Below are 26107 nucleotides of genomic sequence, written 5' to 3'. Positions count from 1 at the left end.
TCTCCTCTATTCCGCTGCCACCGGAACGGTCAGCGCATGGAACTCGTCGCGGTACGGTCGCGCCGACGGCGGCAATTCGCGCTTGAGGAAATAGTCCTCGTACTGAAGCTGCTTGATCAGCACCGGCCAGACCTCGCGGTAGGCATGCCACATCGACGGATTGGGCTTCGGCAGGTCGTGCTTGATCAGTTCGTGCAGCTTCGGCAGCGCGTGATAGGGCACCATCGGAAACATATGATGTTCGACGTGGTAGTTCATGTTCCAGTAGATGAAGCGGCTGATCGGATTCATGTAGACGGTGCGGGTGTTCAGCCGGTGGTCGGTGACATTGTCGGCCAGCCCGATATGCTGCAGCAGACCGGTCAGCACCATGTGCCAGCTGCCATAGAGGCGCGGCAGGCCGATCAGCACCAGCGGCAGGAACGACCAGAGGTAGAGCGCTTGCATGATCGCAGCCAGATAGATGGCGATATGCCAGCGCGCGGCGATGACCGCCTTGTGCTGCTCCATCTCGGGCACGAAGCTCTTCTCGCCGGTCGAAAGACTGCCTAACGCGTTGCGCACCAGCGTCGGCAGCGAATACCGGAAATCGAGGATGCCGGTAAAGGCGAGTGCGGCGCGCAACAGGTCCGGCGGACGCATCACCGCGATCTCGGCGTCGCGGCCGACGATGATGGTGTCGGTGTGGTGGCGGGCGTGGCTCCAGCGCCAGGTCACCGGATTGCGCATCAGCATGAAGCTGGCGATCTGGTAGACGGCATCGTTGATCGAGCGCGTACGGAAGGCCGTGCCGTGGCCGCACTCATGCCAGCGCGAGTCGCTGGAGGAGCCGTAGAGCACGCCGTAGACGAAGAAGAACGGCACGCACCACCATGTGCCCCAGAACCAGATGCCGCCGGCAGCTGAGCCCAGGATGGCGGCGATCCAAATGATGGTGTCGCGGATCGCCGGCGCGTCGGAACGCTGCATCAGCTCCTTCATCGCTTTGCGTGGCACTTCGGTGTGATACCACTCGGCCGAGGCCAGCCCGGTCTCGATCGCGGTCCCCGTGCTTTCGCCGACCAGGCTGTAGTCGCGCTTCGTCTTGACCGTCGCCATCGTCGCCTCCCGTGCGGTCCTCAAAGGCCGGACAGGATATAACGCGATGGCCTGCGCCTCGGCCAAGGCCTGCGCCATCATTTCCCATCACCAGTCGTGACGACAGACGCCGCTCGGAACCACGAAATGACCAAGGCCGCGCCAACAAGACGCGGCCTCCGGGAGGAAGATTTGCCCGGAGTGGCCCTTCAACGCGCGGGTTGGTGTTTGCGCTCCACCCGCTTGCCCGCGCCATCGGTCGAAATGGCGACGCGAAGATGGGGCCGCACTTCCAATCCACTCAGTCCGGAAGTCTCCCGATGCTGATGATCGCCCGGCCGTCCGCACCAAGGCCGATCGCAAGCCTGTCACCGGACGCGATACCGGCAATATCGCACACCACCAGCGGCATGCGGATCTCGTAGAGGAATTCGGCGACAATGGCTCCCACCGCCAGGATCGGGTCCGGCCGTTCCAAGAGAATGCCGGCCGGCGCCGTGCCCCTGCGGATCGCTTCGGCCAGAACCGAGGATGAGGATGACGAGCCGCGCCCGCTCGGCATGACCAGGATTTTGCCGGCGACGTTCTGGCCAAGGCCCGGATGCGAATGGTCCGTTATATCGCCGGTCTCGGCGTCGATGCCGCCCCAGAAGCTGAGCGGCTGCGAAAACACCAGAGCGCGCCCTGAAGCCTCGCCGGCCAGCTGGAAGCTACCAGCTCTTTGAGAGATTTCCACGGATTGCGTCATGACGCGCTCCGCACAACATACCCGACCGCGGCGGAGCGGATGCAATCCTTCATGTCGGCAAAGGCGACTGACACGCCGATATTGCCGGGCGCGTAATGCGCCCATTTGCCGGAATTGGTCATCACCACGCCGTCGAGCCGCTCGAGGATCGAGGTGACATAGGTGCAGGTGTCGGTGACCGGGATCAGGCCGAACGCCTCCATGCCGGCCAGCGCACGCTCTTCCTGCAGCCGCGTCAGCGTGGCGCGACCGGTGTTGACGTAGATCGGAATGCGCCTGCCCGGCGCGACCTCGCGCAGCAACGGCAACAGCCGCATCCATTCGTCATGCGAGAAATGCGGAGTGCCGAGCGATACGGCCGAAAGCGGCGCGCCATCGGGCACATCAGACAGCTTGGCCAGCGCGTGACCAATGTCGGCGCGGGTGATGCGGATCGTCTCCTCCGGCGCATGGCCCTGGAATGCCTCGTCGAGCGTTCTCGCCTCCGGGGTGATGGCGACCGCATGGAACAACGCCACCGCGCCTGTCGTTGCGGCGGCGGCCCCCAGAGCCTTCAATTGGTCCTCGTCGCGCGGCTGCGGCAGGCTTGTAATCACCGGAATGCGGTCGCCGCTCGCTTGCCCGATGATCAGCCCGACGCCGACGAACAGGCTGTCGCTCGGTTCCGGGTCGGGAATGTCCAGTTCGAACAGAATCCGGCCCCGTCGGTTCTCGCTCAAGTGCAGACCCCAGGCCGGCGCGCGCCCGGTCATGGCGCAGCACAGATCGATGAAATCGCCATAGCGGTTGGTGCGCGCGCCGATCACCGAATTGGCAAAGACGATGGCGTTGGATTCACCCCAGGCGATCTGCTCGCCGAAGTTTGGCCGGAAGCGCGTCTGGTAGGGGGCGCAGGTGAAAGTCGCCTGACAGCCAAGCTCCAGATGCGCCTTCATCAGCCGCCGCGCCGGCACTTCCTCCGCCGCCGGCATCTTCACCATGCCGGGATGGATCAGATCGAACGAGCCGACATTGAGTGTCGTCGGCACCCGGGCGCGGCCGCCGCCCTCGACCAGCCGCTCGACGAAATCGAGCCCCGCCTTGCCGTGGTAGAGACAGCCGTCGATATGGGCGCCGGCAATATCGAGCAGGCTGCCCGCCCCGACCGCATTGGAAAACGCGACCAGGATCTTCATCGCAGCGGCGGCGGACGGGCCTTGCTCGCCATCGAGCATGGATCGGTCCTGAGCTGTCAATTCCAGCATCATCGTGCTCCGAGCCTTACTCGACCTTATGGAGGGACAGCACCCCCCTCTGCCCTGCCTTCGCAAATTTCCAACGGTGCGGGAAGAGCACCGGCGCTGAAACCGCCGATCTCCCCCCTGGCGGGGGAGATGCCCGGCAGGGCAGAGGGGGGTGGGACGGAACGCCAACCTCCCCATCGGGCAATAGCGCCGCCTAGCCAGCCGCGATCAGCACCGTGCTCTCCGGCGACCAGCGCAGCACCACCTCCTGCCCTTCCGCCAACCGCTCGTTGCCGGTGTTCTGCACAATGACCTTGAGCGTTTGGCCGGCACGGTCGACGAAGTACGTGCTGTTGTTGCCCGCGAAGATGCGTTTCGACACTTGCCCCCGCAGCACATTCGCATTGGCGGCATCCGAAACCCCGGCATCGGTGGCGATGCGGATGCGTTCGGGTCGTACGGCGCAGCTCGCCTTGGCGCCGGCGGCAAGCCTGGCGCCCGCGCCCGCGGCAATCGCCGTGCCGTCCGCCAGGCGGATGCCGTTACCCGTCGTGTCGCCGCGAAAGATGTTGGCGTCGCCGAGGAAGGTGGCGGCGAACTCGCTCATTGGCCGGTCGTAGATCTCCTCGGGTGGCCCTTCCTGCACCAGCCTGCCGTCGCGCAAGATGCCGATGCGGTCGCTCATCGTCAGCGCTTCTTCCTGGTCGTGGGTGACGAAGATGGTGGTGATGCCGATCTCGCGCTGGATGCGCTTCAGCTCGATCTGCATGTCGACGCGCAGTGCCTTGTCGAGTGCGCCGAGCGGCTCGTCGAGCAGCAGCACGCGCGGCTTGGTGACGATGGCCCGCGCCAGCGCCACCCGCTGGCGCTGGCCGCCGGACAATTGATGCGGCCGCCGGCCACCGAGCTTGCCGAGTTGCACGAGGTCGAGCGCGCGCTGCACTTCGGCCGCGATCACCGCCTTGGCTTCGCCACGCACCGAAAGGCCGAAGGCGACATTGTCGGCGACGCTCATGTTGGGAAACAGCGCATAGTTCTGGAACACCATGCCGATGCGCCTTTTCTCGACCGGCACCCGCTCCACGCTCTCGCCGCCGATGGAAATGCGGCCCGAGTCGGGAAAATCGAAGCCGGCGATCTGTCTGAGCAACGTGGTCTTGCCGCTGCCGGAAGGCCCAAGCAGCGCATAGAAGCCGCCATCGGCGAAATCGATGGAGACATCGTCCAGCGCCTTGTGCGCGCCAAAACTGCGGGAGACGTTCGATACCTGCACGCCGGCCATTATTTCTCTCCGCCGAATTTGAAGAAGCGCGCCGTGAGCAGCATCAGCGCCATCGACAGGACAATGATGATCGTCGAGACCGCGTTGATCTCGGGCGTGAAGCCCTTGCGGATCGCCGCGTAGATTTCGACCGGTAGCGTCGTCTGCCCCGGCGTCGCCAGGAAATAGGACACCACGAACTGGTCGAACGACACGGCAAAGGCGAACAGCCCGCCGGCAATGACGCCGGGCATGATCCACGGCAGCGTGACGCGTCTTGTCACCTGCCACTGGTTGGCGCCGAGCGAGCGCGCCGCCTCTTCCAGCTCCGGCGCGAAGGTCTGCAGCCGGGCAGAGACGACGACGATGACATAGGGCAGCGCCAGCGCGACATGGCCGAGCAGGATGGCATGCAGACCGCGGCCGATGCCGACGCCGAAGAAGAAGATCAGCATCGCCGTGCCGGTGATCAGCCATGGAATGGCGATCGGCGGAAACAGCAGCGCCTGCAGGAATTTCTTGCCGCGGAATTCGTGGCGGTAGAGCGCCAGCGACGCCGCCGAGCCGAGCACCGTACAGATGACGGTGGTGACGACGGCGATCTCGACGCTGTTCCAGGTGGCGGCGATCAGCTGGTCGTTCTGCCACAGCGACGTATACCACTCCGTCGTCCATTCGAATGGCAATTGGTAGAAGGGCGAGACGTTGAACGACATCAGCGCCATGATGATGATCGGCAGATAGAGGAAGGCGAGCAGCACTGCGATATAGAGGCGGCCGAGCCATTCAAGGATGCGCGTCGTCGCCATCAGGCGGCCCTCCGCAGCACCGGCGAAGCGATTGCCAGAATGACCAGCACGACGGCCAGCAGGATGAAGGAGAGAGCAGCGCCTAGCGGCCAGTTGAACACCGCCACGAACTGGTCCTCGATGACGGTGCCGTAAAAGGTGCCGGTGCGACCACCGAGGATGCGCGGTTCCATAAACGAGCCGACGACAGGCACAAAGATCAGCGCGGCACCCGCCACCAATCCGGGCATGGACAGCGGGATAATCACCCGCTTCAGCAGCTGCAGCCGCGAGGCACCAAGCGAACGCCCGGCCTCGATCAGCGAGTCATCGATCGCCTGCAGCGTGAGATAGCAAGTCAGCACCATGTAAGGCACGTAGGAGTGCACAAGCCCGATGATCACAGCCGGATAGGAATACATCAGGTCGATGTTGATCTTGAACGGCAGCACGGCGTTGAGCGCCGTGTCGAGAATGCCGCCTTCGCGCAGCACCATCGCCCAGGAAAAGATGCGCACCAGCCCGTTCGACCAGAACGGCAGGATGACCAGCAGGAAGATCGCCTCGCGGCTGCGGCCCTTGAGCACCTTGGCCAGCACGTAGGCGGCGGGATAGCCGATCACGATGCACCACAGCGTCACTTCGAGGCCGAGTCGCAGCGAGGCCAGCAGCAGCGTCAGATAGAGGCTTTGCGAGAAGAAGGCGGCATAGTTGCCGAGCGTGAACGCCCACGGCTTGCCCGACAGCGGCAGCTCGGTCATGAACGAGAAGAAGACCATGGCCGACAACGGTAGGAAGATCGCCACCGTCAGCCAGAGGTAGGCAGGCGCCAGCAGCGGCAGTGCCGATCTCAGCCCGCTTCGCGACCCTGTCGCAGCTGCCATGGTGCCCTCCTCCCAGGATCAGAAAAACCAGCCGGCGCGAACCGCCGGCTGGCCCGGACGCGAGCTTTACTTCACGTCGACCTTGAGCTGCTGCCAGAGCGCAAGGTAGGCTTCGCGCTGCGCGTCGGTGATCGGCGCCTGGAACTGGATGCGTTTGGCCACCTCGGGGTCGCCCATCACCTTGCGGTTGAACGCATCCTCGGGCAGCGCTTCCACCGCCTTGGTGTTGGCAGACACCGGCGCGCCGACCTTGGTAACCCATTCGACGTAGAATTTCGGATCGATCATGTAGTTGATGAAGGCCTCGGCGCCGGCGACGTTCTTGGCGCCGACCGGAATGGAAAAGGCGTCCAGCCAGGCGACGGCGCCTTCCTGCGGCACGACCAGCGAGACCGGCAGCTTGAAATGCGTCTTGGCGCGATCGGCCGAGCCGCTCCAATAAGTGCCGATGTCGATCTGGTTGGAGGCGACCATCTGGTTCCAGTCGTTCTCCGAGCTCCAGAACGTCTTGATCTGCGGCATCAGCGAGGTGAGCTTCGCCTTGACCGCGTCCATATCCTTGATGTCGTTGATGTTCTGGCCGGTGGCGATGGCACCGAACTGCACCGCCTCGACGGCGTCGTCGCGAATGACGACGCGGCCCTTGTGGGCGGCATCCCACATCTCGGCGATGCTGGTCGGCGGCTTGTCGAAGGATTTGTCGTTGATGGCAAGCGCCGTCAGTCCCCACACCCACGGCACGCCATAGACCTTGCCGTCATGGACGAGCATTGGCGATCCCGCCTTGTCCTTGCTGATGTCGGCGTAATTCGGCAACTTCGACGTATCGATCGGCTGGATCAGCTTCCCATCCATCGCCTGATCGTTGAAGGCGGCATTGATCATGACGACATCGTAGAGGCCGGGATTGGTCCGGATCTTGGTCAGCATTTCCTGTTCGGAATTGAAGAAGTCGTTGATGACCTTGTTGCCGGTGGCTTTTTCGAAAGCCTCGACGGCCCACGGCTCGTCGGTGCCGTAGCCCTTCCAGTTGAGCACATGCACGTCGTCGGCCTTGGCGGCGAACGTGAGTGCGGAGGTGAAGACGGCGGTCGCCGTCAGCAGAGCAGTCAAATCAGGCATGCGCATGGTTGGTTCCTCTCTGTTGGTTTGCCCGCTTCCCGGGCTTGTCAGGCTTTCTGGCAGTTATGCATTGGCCTTCCGTGTCCGGCCTGCGCTCGACGGTCGGTGACCTGGCTCAGGAATGTCTGGATTTCGTGATCGGTCGGCGCCGACGAGCCGCCATGGCGGGTCACCGAAATCGCCGCCGCAGCATTGGCGTAACGCGCTGCCTCGAAGGGCGGGGTGCCGCGCGACAACGCGCTGACGTGGGCGCCGATATGGGTGTCGCCGGCGCCATTGGTGTCGATGGCGGTGACCTTGAAGCCGGCAATGGTCTGCGCTGTTCCATCGGCCAGCCGGACGTGGCAGCCATTGGTGCCGGCGCGGATGACCACACCATCAGCCTTCGGGCAGTGATCCGCCAGCAGCCGCGCCGCGACGGCGCCGACATCGCCCGGACCGGCAATTTCAGGCGCTTCCGTCGTGTTGCAGCTCAGCCATGTGGTGCGGGCGAGCACCCGCGACAGGATGGGGCGCGGAATGTCCGATATCACCGGCGTCGGATCGAAGACAAACGGCGTCTCTACCGGCAGCGCCTCGATCCAGTCGGCGAGCGCGTCGCGGCTCGCGGGATAGCTCAGCGTGTAGCCGGAAGCGAACACCCAGTCGCCAGGCGCGACCACCACGGGCGCCATCATGTCGAGGCTGAGCACGCTCTCCGCGCCTGGCCACGACACGAAGGTGCGTTCGGCGTCGCTCGAGATCATGGCGACGCAATTGCCGCTGTCCATCAAGGGCGATGGCGGCGTCAGTGTCTCGATGCCCTCGGCGACAAAGGCGGCGCGCAGAAAGTCGCCGTTCGGTCCGCTGCCGAGCTGGCCGCCAAACACCACCCGCATGCCGGTGCGGGAGGCCGCGACCATCATGTTGAAGCCGCCGCCGGCGACCCGGGCGAAGCTCGATGCGGTCTTCTCCGTGCCAGGCGCCGGCAAGGCATCGATACGGTAGACATAGTCGACGACGGCACTGCCGATATGGACGAGGCGCCCGCTCATGCCGCCGCGTCCTTGCCGGAACCGGTTTTCGCCACTCGCGCCGCCACAAGGTCGCCGGCAAGCGTGCGCACCTCCAACATGTCGATGCCGACAAGCCTGGCTATGTGCTGCTGCGGCAGTCGGGAAAAGCCGGTGCAGGCGCCGGCCATGCCGGCCGCGATGGTGCCGATCGTGTCGGTGTCGCCGCCCAGATTTGCGCTGATGACGGCCGCTTGCCATGGATCGCCGCCGGCGACTTCCAGCACCGCGAAGGCGGCCGGAACCGATTCCTGGCTGGCGACCCCGGTGCCGACCAGATCGGTGATCAGCCGGATCGCAACCTTCATTGCCTTGCCGCGCACGATGTCCTGCGCCCAGACGATGCGCGCGGCGATGTCGCCGCCGGTCACCCAGTGGCCGAGCGTCGCCCCTCGCCTCGCCGCCGCCACGGCGCTGTCGGACGCGGCGCGCCAGCCGCCGCCGGCGACGCCGCGGCTGACGGCGGCAGCGACCGCGGCGGCCGAGGCGATGGCGATCGACGTGTTGTGCGTCGCCCGGCAGGTCTCCGCCACCTTGGCGACCAGCGCGTCGACCGGCTCCAGCGGCATCATGATGCCGACAGGGGCAATACGCATGGCCGCGCCATTGGTGTCGCCGCCGCGCCCGGCCTCTTCCGCCGGCGCGCCATTGTTGATGGCGTCGATGGCGCGCTTGGTCGACGGTCCCAGCAGATCGTAGCTGCCGCGCGCCTTGACCTCGCGCTCCCAGTCGAGCAGCGCGTTGACCCAGCGCACATGGTCGAAGCGGTCGCCGGACTCCACCAGGATGCGGCCCAGCAGCAGCGCCTGTTCGGTGTCGTCGGTGATAGTGCCTGCCAGAAGTCCTTTCGACACCGGATGGTCGGCCACCGGGGCGACGAAATCGTCGACTTGGCCATAGAGCTCGGCGATGCGGGCCGGCGACAGAAGCTGCGTCGGCATGCCCAGCGCATCGCCGATCGCTCCGCCGACAAGTGCGCCCATGGCGCGGTCGATCGCCTTGCTGGTTGCGTCCGACATCGCTTAGAACCGCATATGCAGCGCGAAATGCGCAGGGTTGAGCAGGCTGGTGACATACTCGATCGGCCGGTCATCGGCGGCCCGTGTCAACCGGCGGCCACGCAGGAACGGCGTGCCTTGCGGGCAGCCGAGGATGGCGGCATCCTCGGCATTGAGCATCTCGATCTCCACCCATTCCTCGCCATGGTCCGGAATGAGACCAGCGCCGCGCAGCGTCTGGTGCAGCGAACCCTCGCGCAGGCCCCGCAACGGCACGTCCTCCAGTTCCGTCGACAGCGGCAGTCGGCTGCGCTCGATCGAAATCGCATGGCCATCGCTGGCATTGGTGCGCACCCGGTCGACGGCAATGAAAAGCGGGCTCTCAATGCCGAGCCAGGCGGCCAGGTCGGCGTCCTCGATCACCTCCAGCCGCAGCGTCCGCGTCTCGGCATTGGCGCCGGCATTGGCCAACGCCCGCGACCAGCCGACCGCATCGTCGACCGGCTTGCCGTCGAAGGTGACGAACGAGCCGATGCCGACCTTGGTGGTGATCAGCCCGCGGCTGGACAGTTCCTCGAGGCCCTTGCGAACCGTGTTGCGGCTGACGGAAAAGCGCTGGACAAGCTCGTTCTCGCTTTGCAGGCGGTCGCCGAAACCAAGCACGCCGGAGCGGATTTCGTGCTCCAGAACGGTGGCGATCTGCTCGGGCTTGCCCGTGCCGGGAGACAGCTGAACCGCGCGCCGCTTCATATGCGTACCTGTCTAGTGAACCTGTGTAGTCCTGTTCAATATACAGGCGTGGAGACCGTGTCAACGGGATGCCGAAGGCAAGCCGAATGTTGCAGAAATGCCTGCAAAGCCTCGATGGGCAGGGCAATAAACAACCCTGAAAAGCCGACGCCTTAACGCCGAAAGACCGCTATCTATCAAGAGGATAGAGCCAAGTCCTGATTCAATATTGGCCGGACAGGCTACGGCATCGACACTTCACGGGGTTCGACGAGGATATCCGCCTCGATCGCGGCGCTGATGAACGCCGCCCGTGCCGCCGAGGCTTCTTTCTTTCCCTCAAGAACGGCCAGGCAGACCTTGCGGGCGGCCATGTGCCTCTGCCCGGTCGCAACCGGCCAGCGGTTCATCAGAATATCGGCAGCCTGAGCGACCCGCTCCACGTTGAAGATCGAGTTTCGCGACCGGCCGAGCGCAATCCTGACCGGCTCATCGAAACGCTGGTCTTGCACCACGTCACCTCCCGAAAATCCAACGCGCCGACCCAATTCCCTATATTGTGATAGGTTCCCTAGGGAAGGTGCAAGATGTCCGATTCCAGCGGCCCGTCGGCAAAATCGCCAACGACGTGCCGGCTACCGGCCTTGGAACAGCCATCGTCGAGGCGCTGGTCAAACAGCTGGAGGCCAAGGTAGACGTCATCAGCGACGCTGACGGCACCAGCGTGTCGGTGATCCGGGCGACATTCACCTCACGGGTGCCGCGGGCGGCGTAATGACCGCTACCACGATGCCTACCTTCCCGATATCGCCTCGATCCTGATCTGATAGAAGAGATGGTTGCCGGAAACAGTCGGGGCCTTGCCTGGCTTCAGGGCTGCCGGTTCCCACCAGTTCGCGTGCTTTGCAAGAAGCGACCAGGCTTGCGCTCACCATCGATCAGGGCAATCATCCTTTCGACGCTGGCAGTGCTATCATCCAGGTTCGGCCCTTTGGGCAATTCTTCGAAGAGGCCATCCGCGACGACGCTCCTCCAGCCATGCGGCCACCGACATCATCGACCGGAAGGCAGACGTGGGGGTTGGCCTGCATCCACTAGACCTTCCTGCCGGGAAGGGAGAAACTGAAAATGGCGTTGTCGCCGAAGGCAAAATGGATCGGCACCACATAGGGTTTGAGGTCACGCACACAGGCCAGGCGGCCAATGCGTTGCGTCTTTAGCAGGGCGACGCAGTCCTGCCGCGTCATCTCCTTGATGTTCATCCCGATCCTTCTTTCTGTTCAGGCAGCGCGATCGACGCGGCGGATGACCCTTATGGCCCTGCTTCCGCCACCCCAATCAGCGCACCGATTCCCTGGATGGTCTCGATATGGCCGCGAGCCGCCACCATCCGCCGCAGGACGTGTATCATCGCGAATTTCGCAACGTGTTGTCCGCAGCGTCACGGGCATTTGGCAGCCTTCCGCGACTCACCCGTCTCGACGGGAGCCGATTCCTTCGCCGCCAAGCAAAAGCCGGCCACGGCGAACCGGAGCGGGCCTTGGAGGAGGACAAGGTGTGGGACCCTTTCCTCTTGTTTCCACAGGGGGTGGGGACCGCGCTCACCATACAAAAGTTTCGCGAAATGCCGGATCACAAGCCGGTTTGTTTACATCACAATCCGGTGCGCGGCATGCATCGATGCGTTCACGAGATTGCGATCGCCGACAATAGCTAAATGCGTCCGAGCAAGACAAGTATAATGATGATGAGCAGCACCAGCCCGAGCCCGCCGCCGCCATAGTAGCCGGTTCCGTAGAACGGCCCGCCGCCGAGGCCGCTGAAGCCTCCAAGCAGCGCAATGATAAGGATGATGATGAGTATGGTTCCCAGGCTCATGGCTTCCCGCTCCTTTGTACGCGCTTCCGCGCCGGCTCAACATCGCGCCATTCGCGTGTTGCTGGGGATGAGAACGCTTTCAACGCCTTAGCGTTCCGCCGGCGCAGCGACAGCGCACGCACGGGAACTATCAGGGCAGTCGCGCGGAAAGCCCGCCACAATTGCTGGCCGAAGATCCCGTCCAGGGGCCTTTGTTATCAGACGATCCCGTAGAACAGCCTGTAGTGGACGCGCTTCATATAGGTCCGGTATTCCGGCGTGGCGGCAAGCAGCGCCTCTTCGCGCAGGATGCGATGCACCTGGAAGAAGGTGATCATGGCGTAGACAGCGAGATTGTAGAGGGAGAAAGCCGACAGCAGATAGAGGACATGGCCGACCAGATAGCCGGCATAGATCGGATGCCGGACAAGGCGATAGGCGCCGTTGGTCATCACGCCTCGATTGCCCGGCAGAATGGCGAACGAACGCCCCAGCGATATCTTTCCCCAGATCACGAAACCCAACGCCAGGGCTTGCAGCGGCGCGGCGACATAGACCGGGATGATGGCCACACCTGGCTCCAGGGTGATGAAGCCGACACCGAAGCTGGCGATCACGGAGACGATCACCGTGAGCGGGTTCCAGTCGCGAACCTGCGGCCGCCGCGACAGAAGCAGCCAGGTAAAGGTAAGAATCTCGGAAGTCGCCACCAGCGCCACATTGAGGCGGGTCGGGTCGAGGATAAGGTGATATATGCCGCGGTAGACAAACAGCCCCGCGAAAGCCAGCGCGCAGAGCCGAAAGAAGCCTTCCCGCAGGTCGACCAGGATTTCGCGCTTTCGGGCTGCGGACAAAATCCCATCGTGGTTGACGTGCGAAAGGGTTTCACTTTTTGACATGAGCAAGGCAAGCACCCGATTATCCCTCGGGGCGACCTTTGCACGCAACCATTGCCGGGCGGTTAACCAACAAGATCAGATCGGCATTAAACCCCCAATATGTCCCCGGAGGCCAGCGTAGCGTACGCCTTCGCCGCTCGCGGCAAGGTCCGACCTGTACCATACCGCTGGCAGGCCATTCCGTCGCATTGCAATTTATGCTTGCATTTTTGGAACAAATAAAGAACAATAGGCAGACTATCCGCTCAAGCGGACCAGGGTTTTCGGGGGAAGGACCAGCGAGATGCCGAGATGGAAAGGTGCGGGGCTGGCTGCCGCCGCGGTCGGATCATTCGTGCCGGTGAAGGCCCAGCCCTGGGTGCGCTGGTCGCTGGCAAGCCTTGTTGTCATCTCGGGCGCTTCCGCGATGGCCGCCGACAAGGACTATGCCGGCTGCATCGGTAAGAACATCGATCCGGACAAGCGCATCGTGGCCTGCACACCGATCATCGAGGACAAGGCGGAGTTCTACCAAAACCGCATGATCGCCTATTTCAAACGCGGTATCGCATGGGATGACAAGCACGATTACGACCGCTCCATCGCCGACTACGACGAGGCGATCGCCCTCGACCCGAAGCAGGCCTCGACCTACTACAATCGCGGCACGGCCTGGTTCAACAAGGGCGATGACGAGCAGGCCATAGCCGACTTCAACAAGACGATCAGCCTCGATCCGGGTTTCGCCGATGCCTTTTACAAGCGGGGTCTGTCCCTGTTCCGCAAAGGCAAGGATGACGCCGCCAAGGATACGACAGGGGATCCTGCGGCCGCAAAGACCCTGATCGAGCGCGCTGGGATGCGGTTGTCGAAATATGGTGTCGACGGCGCCCTGCTCGATTTCGACAAGGCCATCAGCCTCGATCCGGACAATGCCGACGCCTATCTAGGCCGCAGCCGCGCCAAGACGCTCAAGGGAGACAGCATCGGAGCAGCAGCGGATTGCCGGCGCGCCATAACGCTCGATCCGACGCGTGCAGGAATCTGCGGCGACCGGGTTTCCGGCGACGAGAGCAAACCGGCACCGTTGCCAGACACACAACAGCCGGGGCCGCGAGCCGTCGTTCCGAATATGACGGCCACGCAAGACACGCTGGCCGCGAAGGCCTTGGAGGCGACCGACCCGCAGGCCCTGGAAGCGATCCTTGGCGGCGATGCCTTCCTGGACATGGGCAAGTACGACCAGGCGATCGGCGCTTACAACCAGGCGATCTCGCTCGATCCGAACAACCGGTTCGCTTATTTCGGCCGCGGCAGGGCCTGGGCCGCCAAACGCGCCTACGAGCAGGCGATCGCCGACTACGACAAGGTCATCGAACTCGCCCCCAATTTTGCCGCGGCTCATTTTCGCCGGGGCCTCGCCAAGGTCACGTCAGGTGATGCGGAGGGCGCGCTTGCTGATTGCGGCCGGGCTGCGGCACTCGATCCCAAGGCGCGCGACGCCTATTTCTGCAAGGGCATGGCCTGGCACGCAAAGGGCGACCCAGGGAGTGCGATGGCCGCCTATTCGGTGGCGATCGATATCGATCCGAAGGACGACGCCAGCTATTATGGGCGCGGCATGGCGCGTGCCGACAGGAAAGACTATGACGGCGCCATCGCCGACTTCGACCAGGCGATCAAGCTCGATCCGGACAATACGGACTACCTCGTCAGCCGCAAGGCGGCGGTCGCGGCGAAAGGACAGGGCGATAGGGCGGCCGCCGCGGTCGACACCGAACCTGCGACGCCGCAGGACGCTGGCAACAATACCCGGTCTAACGGCAGGCTCTCCACCGCCAAGATGGCGGAGCTCATTCAGGCGACCGACCCGCGTGTTCTGGCTGCGGTGCAGAGCGCTGACAGCTTGTCGGACGCGGGCCAATACGACCAGGCAATCGGCGCGTACGCGAAGGCGATCGCGCTCGACCCCGACAGTCCCCTCGCCTATTTTGGCCGCGGCAATGCCTGGTCCGCCAAGCGAGTCTATGATCGGGCGATCGCTGACTATGATCGGGTGATCCGGCTCCTGCCGGATCTGGTCTCGGCCCATATTCGCCGAGGCCTGGCCAAGGCCACGTCTGGTGATGCCGAAGGTGCTCTCGTCGATTGCGGCCGGGCCGCGGTGCTCGATCCGAAGGTGATGGACGCATATTTCTGCATGGGCATGGCCTGGCACGTGAAGGGCGATGCGGGGCGAGCGATCACAGCCTATTCGGCAGCAATCGAAATCGATCCGAAGGATGCCCCCAGCTACTATGGGCGTGGCATAGAACTGGCTGACAGCAAGGATTACGACGCTGCCATTGCCGACTTCGACCAGGCGATGAAGCTGCATCCGTACAATCGGGACTACGCGGTCGCCCGCAAGGCAGCGGTGGCTGCTTTGAAGAAAGGCGATCTCGCGCGTGGTGCCGCCGGCTCGGATCCCAAGAACCTCAAGGCTCACATCGATCGCGGCGACGCCTTCTACGACAAAGGCAAATACGACCGGGCCATCGCTGAATACAGCCGCGCGATCGCGCTCGATCCGAGGAAGGCCGCCGCCTATGTCGGTCGGGGCACGTCGCTTGTCGCGATAGGCAAATATGACGCGGCCATCGACGACTACGGCAAGGTCACCGAACTCTATCCCGCCTATGTCGACGCTTACATCGGCCGCGCCGTCGCCTGGAGCAGGAAGGATCAATTGGACCGCGCCATCGCCGACTACAGTCGCGTGATCGAACTAGACCCGCAATATGCTCCGGTTTATTTCGGCCGCGGCAGCACCTGGTTCGCAAAGGGCGATTACGACCAAGCCATTGCCGACTTTGATCAGGCGCTGAAGCTCGATCCAAAGCTGGCGCTCGCTCGTAAAGGCCGCAAGCTGGCGGTGGTGGCGAAAGCGAACGCCTCAAAAACATCAGACGAAGCCGCTGGCCAGGCTAGCGAGGAGGCGATCAAGCTAAGTAGCGCTTCATCAGCCGCGCAGGCGTTCAGCAAGGGCCAGGCACTGTATGAGAAGAACGACTATGACGGCGCCATCGCGCAGTATGGTAAGGCGATTGCGCTCCTTCCGGTATTCCACGACGCCTATCTGGCCCGAGCGATGGCCTGGGGATCCAAGGGCGAATACGCTCATGCCGTCGCCGATTACAGTCAAGCAATCACGCTCAATCCGAATTTTGCCGATACCTACTACGACCGTGGTCAGAACCGCAGTTTCCAAAAGGATTACGACGGGGCGCTTGCTGACTACGGAAAGGCCATCAGTCTCAATACCAGGGACGCGAGGGTCTATGCCGATCGGGGCCTCATATTGATGGGCAGGCATGAGGACGTTGCAGCGTTACGTGATTTCGAAGAGGCCCTCAGCCTCGATCGCAAGAACCCCTTTGCCTATTTGGGCCGAGGCGTGATTCGAATCAGCGAGGCGGATTATGACGGAGCCATCGCCGATTTGAGCCGGACGATAAAGCTCAAACCGGATTTCGCCGCCGCCTACAAAGTGCGGAGCAGGGCGTGGGACGCCAAGGGCAACCACAAGCGCGCCGAGGCCGACCGCAAGAAGGCACGCAGCCTGCAGGGGAAATAACAGGTTTGGGCAGGGCTGCCTCGTCGCTGCAGGGTGAGCCGGGGCGACAGATCGAAATCGCCCTGCTCTACAAGATCGCCATACCTAGGCTGCCGCCCGAGTTCCTGATCTTCCCTTTCAGGGGCATATTCGCCACCTACCCCAGATAAGCATTGCTGAAATACCCCCCGAAATCCGGGCGTGATTTGGCCGGCGTGCCGTCGGCATCACGCAGAATGCCTGACGCGAAGAGGTAATCGCCGATCGCGTCCATCCGGGCCGGATCCATGATGCCGATGGCGCCGTTTTCGCCGCGCAGGTAGTGGCCGTCGATCAACGCCTTCAGCGAGGCATCGATCAGCGCCGGATTGCTCAGGGCGTCCTTGTTGGCGGCGATCAAGAGGGCTGCAGCCTCGTCGGGATGGTCGACGGCGAACTGGTAGCCGCGCCGCGTCGCCTGGATGAAGGCGGCAGCAGATTTGGGGTTTGCCCGGAGATAGGCGTCGCTCGAGGAGATCAGCGTTGTGTGCTCGTTGGGCACGCCGTAGTCGGCATAGACGAAGCTGTGCTGCTTGACGCCTTTCAACTCGGCTTCGACACCTTCCCAGGTCGAGACCTCCAGCGTGAAATCGACCGAACCGTTGGTCAGCGCTTCATAGGCCGAAGTGCCGAGCGTCACCGTCCCGAATTTGCCCTCGCCGCCATCGTGGCGGATGATGGTGCCGATCACCGCGTTTTCCCAGGCGCTGCCGAAGCCGCCATAGGTCAGGCCGTCGAGGTCCCTGGGGCTTTTGATCTCGCTGCGCGCCGCGTTGAACACCAGCCGGCCGGTTTCGGATTGCACCACGGCATAGACGCCCTTCAGGTCGGCTCCGGCGGTTTTCTGGGTGAACAGGCTGATGGTGCCGTTGATGCCGAAATCGGCAACGCGGTTGGCGACCAGCGTTCCGGCACCAGTATCGCTGTAGGGCAGGATGTCGACATTCAGCCCGGCCTCGCCGTAAAAGCCCTTGTCGCGGGCGACGAACAGCCCGATGTGGTTGGTGTTGACTGTCCAGTCGAGTGCGACGGTGATTTTTTGCGCCGCCGATTGCGCTTGGGCACGGCCCGCTCTGGCAACCACCGGAAGGCCGGAGGCAAGGGTGAGCAACAAGGCCTGCCGGCGCGTCAGGTCAGTCATGGTCGTTTCCTTCGGATAGTTGCGGATTGAGGATGATGTCGAGAATCTCTGCCTCGAGCGTGCTTGCCTGCCATGCGGCCAAGCCGGTTGGGTCGCGCGGGCGCGGCAGCGGCACCTTGATCTCACGGAGATGCGGGCCGGGCGCGCCGATAACACATAGATGCGGTCGGACAGGAAGACGGCTTCGCGCACATCGTGGGTTATCAGGAGCGCCGTCCAGCGGTGGTACCGCCACATCTGTTCCAGCCAGCGCTGCATGGCGGCGCGGGTCAGTGCGTCGAGCGCACCGAACGGTTCGTCGAGCAAAAGCATGTCGCGCTCCTGCACCACGGTGCGCAGCAGAGCCGCGCGCTGGCGCATGCTGCCGGACAGTTGCGCGGGAAAATGCCGCTCGAAGCCGGCAAGCCCGAATTCGGCGAACAACGGTGCGACGCGCGCCCGCGCCGCCTAGCGCCCGATGCCTTGCATTTCGAGCCCAAGCGTCGTGTTGTCGAGGATGCGTCGCCACGGCATCAGCGCGTCACGCTGCGGCATGAAGGCGAAATGCCTGCCGTGGTCATCGAGCGGCGTGCCGTCGAAGAACATCTCGCCTTCGCCGTGCTGCGCACCGGTCAGCAGCTGGAACAGCGTCGACTTGCCGGCGCCCGATGGACCGAGGATGGAGACGAATTCACCGGCGCCGACGCTGAGCGAAATGTCGGCGAGCACGTCGAGCCCGCCAAACGCCTTGCGCACATGCCGCAGCTCGAGCCGGCTCATTGCTGTGGCCCCGTCCTTGCGGGTTGCTTGCCGACGGCCCGTTCCCAGGGCATGGCAAGACGCTGCAGCAGCACCGTCAGTCCAAACAGGATGAGGGTCAGCGCTGCGCTGACGCCGACGGCGGCCAGCACCAGGTCGGGGCGGAAATTGTTCTTGGCGTTGAGCATGTAGATGCCCAACCCCTTCGCCACACCGGCATATTCGGCGAAGATGGCGCCAACCACGGCATAGGTGATGGAGATCCTCAGGCCAGCGAAGAAATAGGGCAGCGCCGAGGGCAGCCGCGCCAGGAGGAAGACGCGCCAGCGCCCTGCCCCCATGGCACGCAGCATCCGGCCGATCTCGGCCTCCGTCGCCTCGTAGCCCTGCACCAGTGCCACCAGCATTGGAAAGAAGGTGACCAGCGCCACCAGCATGATCTTGGGCACCAGTCCGAAGCCGAACCACAGCACCACCAATGGCGCGACCGCCACCAGCGGCAAGGTCTGGCTGACAATGAAGACGGGAAACAGCGCACGCCGCAGCGGCTGGAAGAAGTCGACCAGCATCGACAGCGCAAAGGCCGCGCTGAGCGAAAAGGCAAAGCCGATCAGCGTGGCGCGGATGGTGGGAATGGCGTTGTCGACCAGCGCCTCGCGATTGAGCATCGCTTGCGCGAACACGCGCGACGGCGCCGGCGTGTCGTCGGCTTGATGCCGGAATAGGTCCCACGCCAGCAGGAGCAACCCGACCGAGATCGCGGCTGGTGCTGCCTTGACAAGAAGGCTCGCGATCGGGCGCGAAGCGACTGAGGATGAGGCCCCGGACATAACCTTTGACGGGGTCGCGCGCAGAGCGCGGCTGGCTCAGACGGCCGACGGGCTGTTGGCCGAGACCGTGACGTCGAGGGTTACGTGGCCGGCGCCGGGCCCGAAACGGCAGAAGGCTTCGTCGAGCGCCGAAAAGATCGCGCCGGCATCAGCGCGCAATTTCGTGCAGAAATGCTTGGAGCGCTCATAGACGCCGGACTGCTTGAGAAAATCGATGCAGCCGTAGATCTCGTCCATGTGGTCTTCGGTGCCCATCACATAGAGCGAGAACTGCGCTGCCGCCGGCTGACCGGCCAAAGCTGCGCCGCGCACCGCCGCGATTGCCGCGTCCTTGCGCGGACCGAGTGGCCTGACAGGCCCGCCAAGCGCATCGGAGCGGCAGATCGGATGATCCGGCTCGCCCGGGCAGCCACGCGAGATGGTGGCCGACAGCACGCAATGCTTGCCACCGCGTGCCGCCGCCACGAACAGGTCCCGCATCGCCGGAAACAGCACTTCGGGCGGCCCGACCAGCAGAGTCGAGATGTCGTCGGTCTCGATCCTGAGCCGATCGCGGTAGGGATCGAGCGCGCCCAGCGCGCCAAGGATGACGCCGACGAAACAGTCGGCCATGGGATATAGGGAAATCTGTGCGCCTGAAAACATCGCCCGCCTCGCTCCGCTGGTATTACCCAGATCAGCTTCTAGGGTCTGTGGGCTTGCCGCCCCCGTCTCAGCCCCGACCGTACGGAGCACCCCTGTGATGCGCGGGTTAGAGCACCATTCGAGCGGAAAGCCGTTTTTCGGCGCGCTGCGCTAAAAGCATTGCGCCAGGCCTGCGAAACCGGGCCGTTGGAACGACAAACTCTCAACCATCTGGCAGCGTCGGGCGACCGGTATGCGCATGGCACAGGAAATCGACGAAGGCGCGCACGGCCGGCGGCGTATGACGCTGCTTCTGGTAGCAGAGGAACCAACCGGGAAAGGTCGGACACCAATCATCCAGCAGCGACACCAGCCTGCCGGCATCGATCAGCGGCCGCACGAGGTCTTCCGCCCAAAAGGCGATGCCGACGCCCTGCACGGCCGCCGCAATGGCCATGTCGCGGCTGGAGACGACAAGCGGGCCGTTGACCGCGACCGAGAACCATTGGCCATCCCTGGCGAATTCCCATGCGTAGAGGCCGACACTGCCCGGCCGGCGCCAATTGATACAGCGGTGCTGGAGCAGATCCGCGGGTGCCGACGGCGATCCGTGACGGGCGAGGTAGTCCGGCGAGGCCACGGCGAGCTGTCGCTGTGTGCCGCCAAGCGTCACGGCAACCATGTCGGCTTCGAGGAATTCGCCAAGCCTGGCGCTGACATCAAAGCCGGCCTCAACAATGTCGATGGCGGCATCGTCGATCATCACGTCGAGCACGATGTCCGGCCATGCTTCATAAAAACGGCCAAGCACCGGCTCCAGGTAGGTGGCGGCGGCAACGCTGGGCATATGGACGCGCAAGACGCCGGCCGGTGTGTCGCGCAAGGCGGTCGCATCGCCGACCGCCGCCTCCATCTCGGCCATGGCTGGCGTGAAGCGCGCGTGCAGGCGTGCGCCGGCTTCCGTCAAAGAGAGGCTGCGGGTCGTGCGGTTGAGCAGGCGCAGGCCAAGCCGCGCTTCGAGCTGGCGGATCGTCTGGCTGAGCGTGGACGCCGAAATCCGCAGATCTTCAGCGGCACGGGCGAAACTGCCATGCGCGACAACAGCGGCAAAGGCCTTCAGCTCCGCATAGTCACTGCCGCGCATTATGCCGTGTTCTCCAATGAATATCGTGTCATTCTATGGTATTTTCCGAAAACCGTCTGCTGCCTAGCTTGAGAATATGTCTCAAACGGCGCCGTCATCGGCATCGAGCGTATCTGAATCTCTCTCTGAGCAGGAGCCACGAACATGCGGAAACTCAACGGAAAAATCGCCCTGGTGACCGGCGCCTCCTCGGGCATTGGCGCGGCAACCGCGCTGGCATTGGCGGCGCAAGGCGCGATTGTCGCCATCGCGGCGCGGCGTCGGCAGCGGCTCGACGATCTGGCCAGACGCATCCGCGACGCCGGCGGCGAGGCGCTCGCGATCGAGGCCGACATCACCAACGAAGCGCAGGCAACCGCCATGGTCCGGCGCGTGCTGGACGACTATGGCCGGGTGGACATGCTGTTCAATGTCGCTGGTGTCGGCGTCGCTGCCCCCTTCCAGAACACCACCACCGGCGAATACCGGGAAATGGTCGACATCAACATCCTGGCTTTGCTCTACACGATCAACGCAGCGCTGCCGGCGATGAAACGGCAGGGATCGGGACACATCGTCATCGTTTCGTCCGGAACCGGCCGCTACATCCACCCATCGGTGGTCTACTCCGGCACCAAGCATGCGGCCAGCGCTATGGCGGAATCGCTGCGCCGAGAAATCGGCAAGGACGGCATCCGCGTAACCGTGATCGAGCCGGGCGCGGTCAGGACTGAGTTCACCGCCAACATGCGCGACGATGTCCGGCTGGCGGTCGAGCAAAGGCTGGGTGACATGGAGCAGCTGGAGAGCGAGGATATCGCCGCCGCCATGCTCTACGCGGTCTCGCAGCCACCAAGGGTCAATGTCAACATCCTGACGCTCTATCCGACGCAGCAGGCCTGAAAACTCCCGCGGCTCATTCCCCGCCGCGATCGGTTGCTCCGTGGCGTGTGATGGGTGGCGCCAGTCCGACAGTATGGAGGAAAGCCAGACACGAAGTTCGACGGTTATAAGGTTTTCGCAATTTTCTTATAACTCCCTTGAAATTCGAGGCAAAGGCGCGCAGTTATAAGAGAACCGCGAATTTCTTATAACCTGAAGGCATTGGTCGAACGCAGGATGAAACCGATCGACATCGCTTATCGCACCTTGTTCGCTGAACTGGTGCAACGAAGCCTGGACGCCTCGTTCCAAACCGACTTCTCGACCGCGGGCAATTTCGTGCGGGTTCCTGTAAAAGGCCGCGACTACTGGTATTTTGAGGAAACCAGGCCGAAGACAACAAGACGATATGTCGGCCCGGCCGACGATCCCGAGATCGCAAACCGCGTCGCCGCCTTCAGGGAAATCAAGAGCGACCTGAAGGCTCGTCGCAAGCTCGTGTCGACGCTTGTACGCGAGGCTGGGCTGATGGAGCCGGAAAAATTCACCGGTGATATCGTTGAAGCCCTTGGCAAGGCCGGGTTTTTCCGCCTGCGGGGTGTATTGGTCGGCACCGTCGCGTTCCAGACCTACGCCGGATATCTGGGCGTAAGGCTACCGGGGGTAGCGCTGCAGACAGGCGATGCCGACTTTGCTCAATTTCACTCCGTTTCCGTCGAAGTGAACGACAGTCTGCCGCCGATCATGGATGTGCTGCGCGCCGTCGATCCTTCGTTTCGCGAAATTCCGCACCGAACGGATGTCAGTCGCACAACGCAGTTCGAAAACGCTTCCCGGTACAAGGTCGAATTCCTGACGCCAAACCGGGGCAGTGACGAATACGCTGACCACGCGAGCGCGATGCCGTCATTGGGCGGTGCATCGGCGCAGCCTTTGCGATTCCTGGATTTTCTGATCCGCGAACCCGTAAGAACCGTCCTGTTGCATCGATCCGGAGTCCCGGTGCTGGTCCCCTCACCCGAGCGATATGCTGTCCACAAACTGATTGTCGCCTCCCTTCGCCAAAAGAATGCAAACGGCGCCGCAAAGCGGGAAAAGGATGTTCTTCAGGCAAGCTTGCTTGTCGAAGCAATGGCAACTGCCCGCCGGCAAGATGACCTCGCCGTGGTGTTTGCTGAAGCATGGAATCGTGGCGCCAACTGGCGCAATGCAATCCAACACGGTCTTCGTTTGCTCGATCCCGATAGGCAAGACACGGTCGAGACAATCGTTCGAGGGGCACTTTCGGACATCGGTGAAAAGCTCGGCGGCTTCACCGACACGACAACGCGCACAGACTGAAAGGCGTTTGGGATACGATGACGCCGCTCGACGACCGGGTCGAGCGGCGATACCTGCCGGAACCGGGCTGTGAACCCTACGAAACGGCCTTCTCGCGAACCGGCAGCTTCCAGCCCGGCCTGACGAAGTGGCAGGTGTAGCCGTTGGGGTATTTCTCCAGATAGTCCTGGTGCTCAGGCTCGGCTTCCCAGAAATCGCCGACCGGCGCGACTTCGGTCACGACTTTGCCTGGCCACAGACCCGAGGCATCGACATCGGCGATGGTGTCTTCGGCGATGCGCTTCTGTTCGTCGGTGGTGTAGTAGATCGCCGAGCGATAGCTCATCCCGACATCGTTGCCCTGCCGGTTGCGGGTCGTCGGATCATGGATCTGGAAAAAGCGCTCCAGCAGCGCGCGATAGCCGATGATGGCCGGATCGAAATTGATCTCGATGGCTTCGGCATGGGTGCCATGGTTGCGGTACGTTGCGTTGGGCACGTCGCCGCCACTGTAGCCGACACGCGTGGAGATGACGCCGGGATAGCGCCTTATCAAATCCTGCATGCCCCAGAAACAGCCGCCGGCAAGGACTGCGCGTTCGGTCGAAGTCGCCATTTCACGTCTCCTCAAAAGCAATTCAGGAAAGTAGCGGTTTTCCGTCTGGAATTGCGCAAAAACAAGTTGGATCCACTCATAAATGGGCATTGTCTCTTGCTTCGTCCAGCGGATCGGCCGACCTTGGTTCAGTTGCTCGTTTGGGCGAGGCTGTCGATCGCACTCGGCAACTGCGGCGCGCCGGGCGGAACGGCGGCAAAACTGATCGCCACGGGCGGCGCCTTGAGCGACCAGTCGAAAAGAACTGTCTTGACCGGGATATTGCCCAGCCACGCCTGCAGATACGGTGGCACGTTTCGCCCAGGCCAGACCAGGAGTATGCCGTGGTCGCGCAGCCGCTCCTTGGTGATCCAGGGGGCGTACTGCATGTTCAGGTCGGTGAAGATCGACGGCTTGTCATAGGCATTGAGGCCCGCCAGCGGCGCAATAAGGCCATCGCCGCCGACTATGTCGAGCCTACCGGGCGCGGCCGCATGCCAGACGACCTCTGCCTCGTCCGAAATCTTCTGCGCCGGCCAGCAGACGGCGTCCATGTGCCCGCGCAAATTGCATTTCGTCCAGCGGATGCCCGCATAGGCACCGGAGATGGCGATGATGAAGATGAACGCGCAGATCGCCAGCTTTCTCATCTCGACGGCGCCGAGGCGGTGGCCCAGCAAAGCGATCGCCACGACGCCAACAAGATTGTACATCGGCGCGCCCCAGGCCTCGCCTGCGCCGGTGAACAGGGACGCCACCATGACGAGGATCGCCGGGCCAAGTCCCATCCACAAGAGATAGACCAGCGTACCGCGCCCGACGGGCTCTTCTGGCGCCGGCGAGCGCCGCAGCAGCCCTGCTATCGCCAACACCAGAACAAAGCCGCAGAGCCCGGCCACCTGGACGCCGATGTAGTAAAAGCGGGAACGATGGGCCATCACCCACTGATCGCGCCAGGCGGCATAGGTCAGCGGCAGGAAATCGACGCGGTAGAGCTCGGCGGCCAGCGGCGCGGCGACAGCGACGAAAACCGCAAGCCCAAGCCATGGCCAAGGCGTGACGAGCCGGCTGCGTGCCCGTGCATCGGACAGCAGCCAGATGGCGCCGAACAGCAACAGCAGGCCGGTCGAGAACTTGGCATAGAGCCCGACGCCCGACACCAGTCCGAGCGCCAGCCACCAGCCCGGCCCACCACCACGGCCCACACGCCACAACAGCCAGCAGATAGCGGCCCAGAAGGGCATCTGCGCGTAGTCGTGATTGAACTGCGGGGTCGGCCAGCCGAAGAAATAGAGCGTCGGCATCAAAAGCACGGCGGCCAGCGCGCGCCTCTGCCCAAGCAGGTCGCGGGCCAGCAGATAGACCAGGATGAAAGTCGCCGAGATCGTCAGCTGGGCCACGAAATATTGCGGCCAGCGGAACGATCCGGTCAGCAGATGGCTGGTCTCGAGCAGCCATGCGGGAAGCTGTGGATGCTTGTAGGTCAACAGCACCCATTCGCGTCCCCACATGAAGCCTTCGACGACATCGTTGGGCGGTCCGACGTTGATAAGTGCGGGCATCACCGTCCAGCAGAATATCTGCGTCAGGCACAGAATCGCCAGCAAATACCAGGGACGACGGATTAGACCGGCTAAAACCGATGGCGAATCGACGCCTGCGGCAGGCAATCCTGCCGGCACCCAGTGGTCCATGGATCCATCTATCCCCGCCATGCGGCGCTTAAATCACATAGTCCGGTTTAGCGAACAGCCCCAAACATCGAAGCTTACGAAAAAGTATAGCTGTGTGCCATTGCTGCACCAAGATCGAGCAGGAGCATCGGCACTCCTCTCTCCACGCAGGACAGCGCCGCACGCCTGACCCTGCCTGAAAAATCCCGGGTCCCAATGCGCCACCACCAGCATGCCGTCATCCACTACCGTGCGCTTGACTTCTGGATGGCGCGTGCGGCCGTCCTCGTCATCATCTGCCTGCAGCTGCTGGTCATCAACAATCTCTCATTCGGACCGCGCTGGCTGGCACCGGCGCTGGAGGCCGCCCTGCTGCTGCCCCTGTCGGTGGCCACGGCCTGGACACAGGCCGCCACTAGAACGGCGGTCGAGGATCACGAATGGCATGCGATCGGCCAGTTTCGCGTCATGATCCGCAGAACAGCCCTGACCATGACCGCCATCATCAGCGTCATGAATTGCGGCTCGCTGGTCTTTCTGGTGCGAGCCTTGCTGGAGGGCCATGCCGGCAACAGCGGCACGACGCTGCTGATCGACGCGCTCAACATCTGGGTGACCAACGTCATCGTCTTTGCCCTCTGGTTCTGGAGCACCGACCGGGGCGGGCCGCCGACCTGCGGCCTCGTCGAGCTCGCGCAGGCCGATTTCCTGTTACGCGCAGATGACGCTGAACGATCGTGAGTCTTCGCGACTAGGCTGCTGGCTTCGTGGACTATTTCTTCCTCGCCGTTCACCAATGCGACATGCTTTTTTATTCGCCGACCGATACCCTTGACCGCTTTCCCAAACGCGCCAAGCTGCTGATGATTGGGCCGAGGCATGATCTCGCTGTGCCCTGACCATCCGCACCTGCGGTGCAGAGGCCCACGC

General features: G+C 63.3%; 28 protein-coding genes, 1 pseudogene and 1 riboswitch. Of the genes and pseudogenes, 8 read left to right on the top strand and 21 right to left on the bottom strand.

Going from position 1 to position 26107, the window contains the following annotated elements; genetic code table 11:
* Positions 1-6: 6 nt before the first annotated feature.
* The 11 genes from ACFSQT_RS36940 to ACFSQT_RS36890 all read right to left on the bottom strand — a co-directional run bounded on the left by ACFSQT_RS36940 (position 7) and on the right by ACFSQT_RS36890 (position 10394).
* Positions 7-1098: a fatty acid desaturase family protein gene (locus ACFSQT_RS36940; RefSeq protein ID WP_379026953.1), complete on the bottom strand. Its 1092-nt coding sequence runs from the start codon at positions 1096-1098 to the stop codon at positions 7-9.
* Between the two features lie 280 nt (positions 1099-1378).
* Positions 1379-1825: an aconitase X swivel domain-containing protein gene (locus ACFSQT_RS36935; RefSeq protein WP_379026952.1), complete on the bottom strand. Its 447-nt coding sequence runs from the start codon at positions 1823-1825 to the stop codon at positions 1379-1381.
* Complete coding sequence (locus tag ACFSQT_RS36930) at positions 1822-3072, bottom strand: aconitase X (RefSeq protein ID WP_379026951.1); 1251 nt, start codon at positions 3070-3072, stop codon at positions 1822-1824. Before ACFSQT_RS36930 ends, ACFSQT_RS36935 begins: the two co-directional genes overlap by 4 nt.
* Before the next feature lie 190 nt (positions 3073-3262).
* The gene (locus ACFSQT_RS36925; RefSeq protein ID WP_379026950.1) at positions 3263-4330 is read right to left on the bottom strand and encodes an ABC transporter ATP-binding protein; all 1068 of its coding nucleotides are present in this window, start codon (positions 4328-4330) and stop codon (positions 3263-3265) included.
* Positions 4330-5118, bottom strand: a complete 789-nt coding sequence (locus ACFSQT_RS36920; RefSeq protein WP_379026949.1) for an ABC transporter permease — start codon at positions 5116-5118, stop codon at positions 4330-4332. The genes ACFSQT_RS36925 and ACFSQT_RS36920 overlap by 1 nt, the downstream gene beginning before the upstream one ends.
* Positions 5118-5981, bottom strand: coding sequence for an ABC transporter permease (locus ACFSQT_RS36915; protein ID WP_379026948.1), 864 nt, complete (start codon positions 5979-5981; stop codon positions 5118-5120). The genes ACFSQT_RS36920 and ACFSQT_RS36915 overlap by 1 nt, the downstream gene beginning before the upstream one ends.
* Before the next feature lie 66 nt (positions 5982-6047).
* Positions 6048-7109, bottom strand: a complete 1062-nt coding sequence (locus tag ACFSQT_RS36910) for an ABC transporter substrate-binding protein (protein ID WP_379026947.1) — start codon at positions 7107-7109, stop codon at positions 6048-6050.
* 41 nt (positions 7110-7150) lie between these two features.
* Positions 7151-8137 (bottom strand): PfkB family carbohydrate kinase, encoded by a 987-nt coding sequence (locus ACFSQT_RS36905; protein ID WP_379026946.1) that lies wholly within the window; start codon positions 8135-8137, stop codon positions 7151-7153.
* On the bottom strand, positions 8134-9174 hold the full coding sequence (locus ACFSQT_RS36900) for an ADP-ribosylglycohydrolase family protein (protein WP_379026945.1): 1041 nt from the start codon (positions 9172-9174) through the stop codon (positions 8134-8136). The genes ACFSQT_RS36905 and ACFSQT_RS36900 overlap by 4 nt, the downstream gene beginning before the upstream one ends.
* A gap of 3 nt (positions 9175-9177) precedes the next feature.
* Positions 9178-9903 carry a GntR family transcriptional regulator gene (locus ACFSQT_RS36895; protein WP_379026944.1) on the bottom strand — a complete coding sequence of 242 codons (726 nt, stop codon included), beginning with the start codon at positions 9901-9903 and terminating at the stop codon, positions 9178-9180.
* 221 nt (positions 9904-10124) lie between these two features.
* The gene (locus ACFSQT_RS36890; protein WP_111543819.1) at positions 10125-10394 is read right to left on the bottom strand and encodes a DUF982 domain-containing protein; all 270 of its coding nucleotides are present in this window, start codon (positions 10392-10394) and stop codon (positions 10125-10127) included.
* Between the two features lie 68 nt (positions 10395-10462).
* Here ACFSQT_RS36890 and ACFSQT_RS36885 point away from each other — a divergent pair, with 68 nt between their 5' ends.
* Positions 10463-10657 carry a histidine kinase gene (locus ACFSQT_RS36885; protein ID WP_379026943.1) on the top strand — a complete coding sequence of 65 codons (195 nt, stop codon included), beginning with the start codon at positions 10463-10465 and terminating at the stop codon, positions 10655-10657.
* A 319-nt stretch (positions 10658-10976) separates the two neighbouring features.
* Here the strand turns inward: ACFSQT_RS36885 and ACFSQT_RS36880 are convergent, their stop codons facing one another.
* Entirely contained in the window at positions 10977-11144 is a 168-nt protein-coding gene (locus tag ACFSQT_RS36880) for a pyridoxamine 5'-phosphate oxidase family protein (RefSeq protein ID WP_379026942.1), read from the bottom strand.
* Positions 11145-11251: 107 nt separating this feature from the next.
* On the opposite strand from ACFSQT_RS36880, the gene ACFSQT_RS36875 reads away from it, so the two are divergent.
* Positions 11252-11599 carry a hypothetical protein gene (locus ACFSQT_RS36875; protein WP_379026941.1) on the top strand — a complete coding sequence of 116 codons (348 nt, stop codon included), beginning with the start codon at positions 11252-11254 and terminating at the stop codon, positions 11597-11599.
* Here the strand turns inward: ACFSQT_RS36875 and ACFSQT_RS36870 are convergent.
* Positions 11596-11760, bottom strand: a complete 165-nt coding sequence (locus ACFSQT_RS36870) for a DUF3309 family protein (RefSeq protein WP_379026940.1) — start codon at positions 11758-11760, stop codon at positions 11596-11598. The genes ACFSQT_RS36875 and ACFSQT_RS36870 overlap by 4 nt on opposite strands.
* A 197-nt stretch (positions 11761-11957) precedes the next feature.
* Entirely contained in the window at positions 11958-12593 is a 636-nt protein-coding gene (locus ACFSQT_RS36865) for a methyltransferase family protein (RefSeq protein ID WP_379026939.1), read from the bottom strand.
* A 328-nt stretch (positions 12594-12921) separates the two neighbouring features.
* Between ACFSQT_RS36865 and ACFSQT_RS36860 the strand changes: the two genes are divergently transcribed.
* Positions 12922-16233 carry a tetratricopeptide repeat protein gene (locus ACFSQT_RS36860; protein WP_379026938.1) on the top strand — a complete coding sequence of 1104 codons (3312 nt, stop codon included), beginning with the start codon at positions 12922-12924 and terminating at the stop codon, positions 16231-16233.
* Between the two features lie 5 nt (positions 16234-16238).
* The gene (locus ACFSQT_RS36855; RefSeq protein ID WP_379026937.1) at positions 16239-16382 is read left to right on the top strand and encodes a hypothetical protein; all 144 of its coding nucleotides are present in this window, start codon (positions 16239-16241) and stop codon (positions 16380-16382) included.
* Here the strand turns inward: ACFSQT_RS36855 and ACFSQT_RS36850 are convergent.
* The 5 genes and pseudogenes from ACFSQT_RS36850 to ACFSQT_RS36830 form a co-directional block, all read right to left on the bottom strand.
* Entirely contained in the window at positions 16370-17392 is a 1023-nt protein-coding gene (locus ACFSQT_RS36850; protein WP_379026936.1) for an ABC transporter substrate-binding protein, read from the bottom strand. The two genes, ACFSQT_RS36855 and ACFSQT_RS36850, sit on opposite strands and share 13 nt — an antisense overlap.
* Positions 17385-18151 (bottom strand): annotated as a pseudogene (locus ACFSQT_RS36845) (ABC transporter ATP-binding protein). Before ACFSQT_RS36845 ends, ACFSQT_RS36850 begins: the two are co-directional and overlap by 8 nt.
* A complete protein-coding gene (locus ACFSQT_RS36840) occupies positions 18148-18960 on the bottom strand; it encodes an ABC transporter permease (protein ID WP_379026935.1) in 813 nt (270 codons plus the stop codon). The pseudogene ACFSQT_RS36845 and the gene ACFSQT_RS36840 overlap by 4 nt, the downstream one beginning before the upstream one ends.
* A gap of 36 nt (positions 18961-18996) precedes the next feature.
* Positions 18997-19605 (bottom strand): YkoF family thiamine/hydroxymethylpyrimidine-binding protein, encoded by a 609-nt coding sequence (locus tag ACFSQT_RS36835; RefSeq protein WP_379026934.1) that lies wholly within the window; start codon positions 19603-19605, stop codon positions 18997-18999.
* Positions 19596-19709: riboswitch (TPP riboswitch) on the bottom strand. Its footprint overlaps the gene before it by 10 nt.
* Positions 19710-19807: 98 nt before the next feature.
* Positions 19808-20728, bottom strand: a complete 921-nt coding sequence (locus tag ACFSQT_RS36830) for a LysR family transcriptional regulator (RefSeq protein WP_379026933.1) — start codon at positions 20726-20728, stop codon at positions 19808-19810.
* Between the two features lie 144 nt (positions 20729-20872).
* Between ACFSQT_RS36830 and ACFSQT_RS36825 the strand changes: the two genes are divergently transcribed.
* Both ACFSQT_RS36825 and ACFSQT_RS36820 read left to right on the top strand, forming a co-directional pair.
* Positions 20873-21610: an SDR family oxidoreductase gene (locus tag ACFSQT_RS36825; protein ID WP_379026932.1), complete on the top strand. Its 738-nt coding sequence runs from the start codon at positions 20873-20875 to the stop codon at positions 21608-21610.
* A 216-nt stretch (positions 21611-21826) separates the two neighbouring features.
* Complete coding sequence (locus ACFSQT_RS36820; protein ID WP_379023816.1) at positions 21827-22930, top strand: nucleotidyltransferase family protein; 1104 nt, start codon at positions 21827-21829, stop codon at positions 22928-22930.
* Between the two features lie 76 nt (positions 22931-23006).
* Here ACFSQT_RS36820 and msrA read toward each other — a convergent pair whose 3' ends face one another.
* Together msrA and ACFSQT_RS36810 are read right to left on the bottom strand one after the other, a co-directional pair.
* Positions 23007-23525 (bottom strand): peptide-methionine (S)-S-oxide reductase MsrA, encoded by a 519-nt coding sequence (gene msrA / locus ACFSQT_RS36815; RefSeq protein WP_379023814.1) that lies wholly within the window; start codon positions 23523-23525, stop codon positions 23007-23009.
* A 128-nt stretch (positions 23526-23653) separates the two neighbouring features.
* Entirely contained in the window at positions 23654-25066 is a 1413-nt protein-coding gene (locus ACFSQT_RS36810; protein ID WP_379026931.1) for a glycosyltransferase family 39 protein, read from the bottom strand.
* Between the two features lie 327 nt (positions 25067-25393).
* Here ACFSQT_RS36810 and ACFSQT_RS36805 point away from each other — a divergent pair, with 327 nt between their 5' ends.
* A complete protein-coding gene (locus ACFSQT_RS36805; RefSeq protein ID WP_379026930.1) occupies positions 25394-25918 on the top strand; it encodes a hypothetical protein in 525 nt (174 codons plus the stop codon).
* Between the two features lie 26 nt (positions 25919-25944).
* Positions 25945-26076 carry a hypothetical protein gene (locus tag ACFSQT_RS36800; RefSeq protein ID WP_379026929.1) on the top strand — a complete coding sequence of 44 codons (132 nt, stop codon included), beginning with the start codon at positions 25945-25947 and terminating at the stop codon, positions 26074-26076.
* Positions 26077-26107 lie beyond the last annotated feature (31 nt).

The sequence above is a fragment of the Mesorhizobium calcicola genome (assembly GCF_042682105.1).
GTDB classification, from domain to species: Bacteria; Pseudomonadota; Alphaproteobacteria; order Rhizobiales; family Rhizobiaceae; genus Mesorhizobium; species Mesorhizobium calcicola.
The sequence above is the reverse complement of the archived record's forward strand: the minus strand, read 5'-3'. Positions and strand labels throughout refer to the sequence as shown.

Bases quoted from the DNA above. Each gene is read 5' to 3' on its own strand.
- ACFSQT_RS36940 (WP_379026953.1), bottom strand. From the start codon at position 1,098: ATGGCGACGGTCAAGACGAAGCGCGACTACAGCCTGGTCGGCGAAAGC.
- ACFSQT_RS36935 (WP_379026952.1), bottom strand. From the start codon at position 1,825: ATGACGCAATCCGTGGAAATCTCTCAAAGAGCTGGTAGCTTCCAGCTG.
- ACFSQT_RS36930 (WP_379026951.1), bottom strand. From the start codon at position 3,072: ATGATGCTGGAATTGACAGCTCAGGACCGATCCATGCTCGATGGCGAG.
- ACFSQT_RS36925 (WP_379026950.1), bottom strand. From the start codon at position 4,330: ATGGCCGGCGTGCAGGTATCGAACGTCTCCCGCAGTTTTGGCGCGCAC.
- ACFSQT_RS36920 (WP_379026949.1), bottom strand. From the start codon at position 5,118: ATGGCGACGACGCGCATCCTTGAATGGCTCGGCCGCCTCTATATCGCA.
- ACFSQT_RS36915 (WP_379026948.1), bottom strand. From the start codon at position 5,981: ATGGCAGCTGCGACAGGGTCGCGAAGCGGGCTGAGATCGGCACTGCCG.
- ACFSQT_RS36910 (WP_379026947.1), bottom strand. From the start codon at position 7,109: ATGCGCATGCCTGATTTGACTGCTCTGCTGACGGCGACCGCCGTCTTC.
- ACFSQT_RS36905 (WP_379026946.1), bottom strand. From the start codon at position 8,137: ATGAGCGGGCGCCTCGTCCATATCGGCAGTGCCGTCGTCGACTATGTC.
- ACFSQT_RS36900 (WP_379026945.1), bottom strand. From the start codon at position 9,174: ATGTCGGACGCAACCAGCAAGGCGATCGACCGCGCCATGGGCGCACTT.
- ACFSQT_RS36895 (WP_379026944.1), bottom strand. From the start codon at position 9,903: ATGAAGCGGCGCGCGGTTCAGCTGTCTCCCGGCACGGGCAAGCCCGAG.
- ACFSQT_RS36880 (WP_379026942.1), bottom strand. From the start codon at position 11,144: ATGAACATCAAGGAGATGACGCGGCAGGACTGCGTCGCCCTGCTAAAG.
- ACFSQT_RS36875 (WP_379026941.1), top strand. From the start codon at position 11,252: ATGGCCGCGAGCCGCCACCATCCGCCGCAGGACGTGTATCATCGCGAA.
- ACFSQT_RS36870 (WP_379026940.1), bottom strand. From the start codon at position 11,760: ATGAGCCTGGGAACCATACTCATCATCATCCTTATCATTGCGCTGCTT.
- ACFSQT_RS36860 (WP_379026938.1), top strand. From the start codon at position 12,922: ATGCCGAGATGGAAAGGTGCGGGGCTGGCTGCCGCCGCGGTCGGATCA.
- ACFSQT_RS36850 (WP_379026936.1), bottom strand. From the start codon at position 17,392: ATGACTGACCTGACGCGCCGGCAGGCCTTGTTGCTCACCCTTGCCTCC.
- ACFSQT_RS36840 (WP_379026935.1), bottom strand. From the start codon at position 18,960: ATGTCCGGGGCCTCATCCTCAGTCGCTTCGCGCCCGATCGCGAGCCTT.
- ACFSQT_RS36835 (WP_379026934.1), bottom strand. From the start codon at position 19,605: ATGTTTTCAGGCGCACAGATTTCCCTATATCCCATGGCCGACTGTTTC.
- ACFSQT_RS36830 (WP_379026933.1), bottom strand. From the start codon at position 20,728: ATGCGCGGCAGTGACTATGCGGAGCTGAAGGCCTTTGCCGCTGTTGTC.
- ACFSQT_RS36825 (WP_379026932.1), top strand. From the start codon at position 20,873: ATGCGGAAACTCAACGGAAAAATCGCCCTGGTGACCGGCGCCTCCTCG.
- ACFSQT_RS36820 (WP_379023816.1), top strand. From the start codon at position 21,827: ATGAAACCGATCGACATCGCTTATCGCACCTTGTTCGCTGAACTGGTG.
- msrA (WP_379023814.1), bottom strand. From the start codon at position 23,525: ATGGCGACTTCGACCGAACGCGCAGTCCTTGCCGGCGGCTGTTTCTGG.
- ACFSQT_RS36810 (WP_379026931.1), bottom strand. From the start codon at position 25,066: ATGCCCGCACTTATCAACGTCGGACCGCCCAACGATGTCGTCGAAGGC.
- ACFSQT_RS36805 (WP_379026930.1), top strand. From the start codon at position 25,394: ATGCGCCACCACCAGCATGCCGTCATCCACTACCGTGCGCTTGACTTC.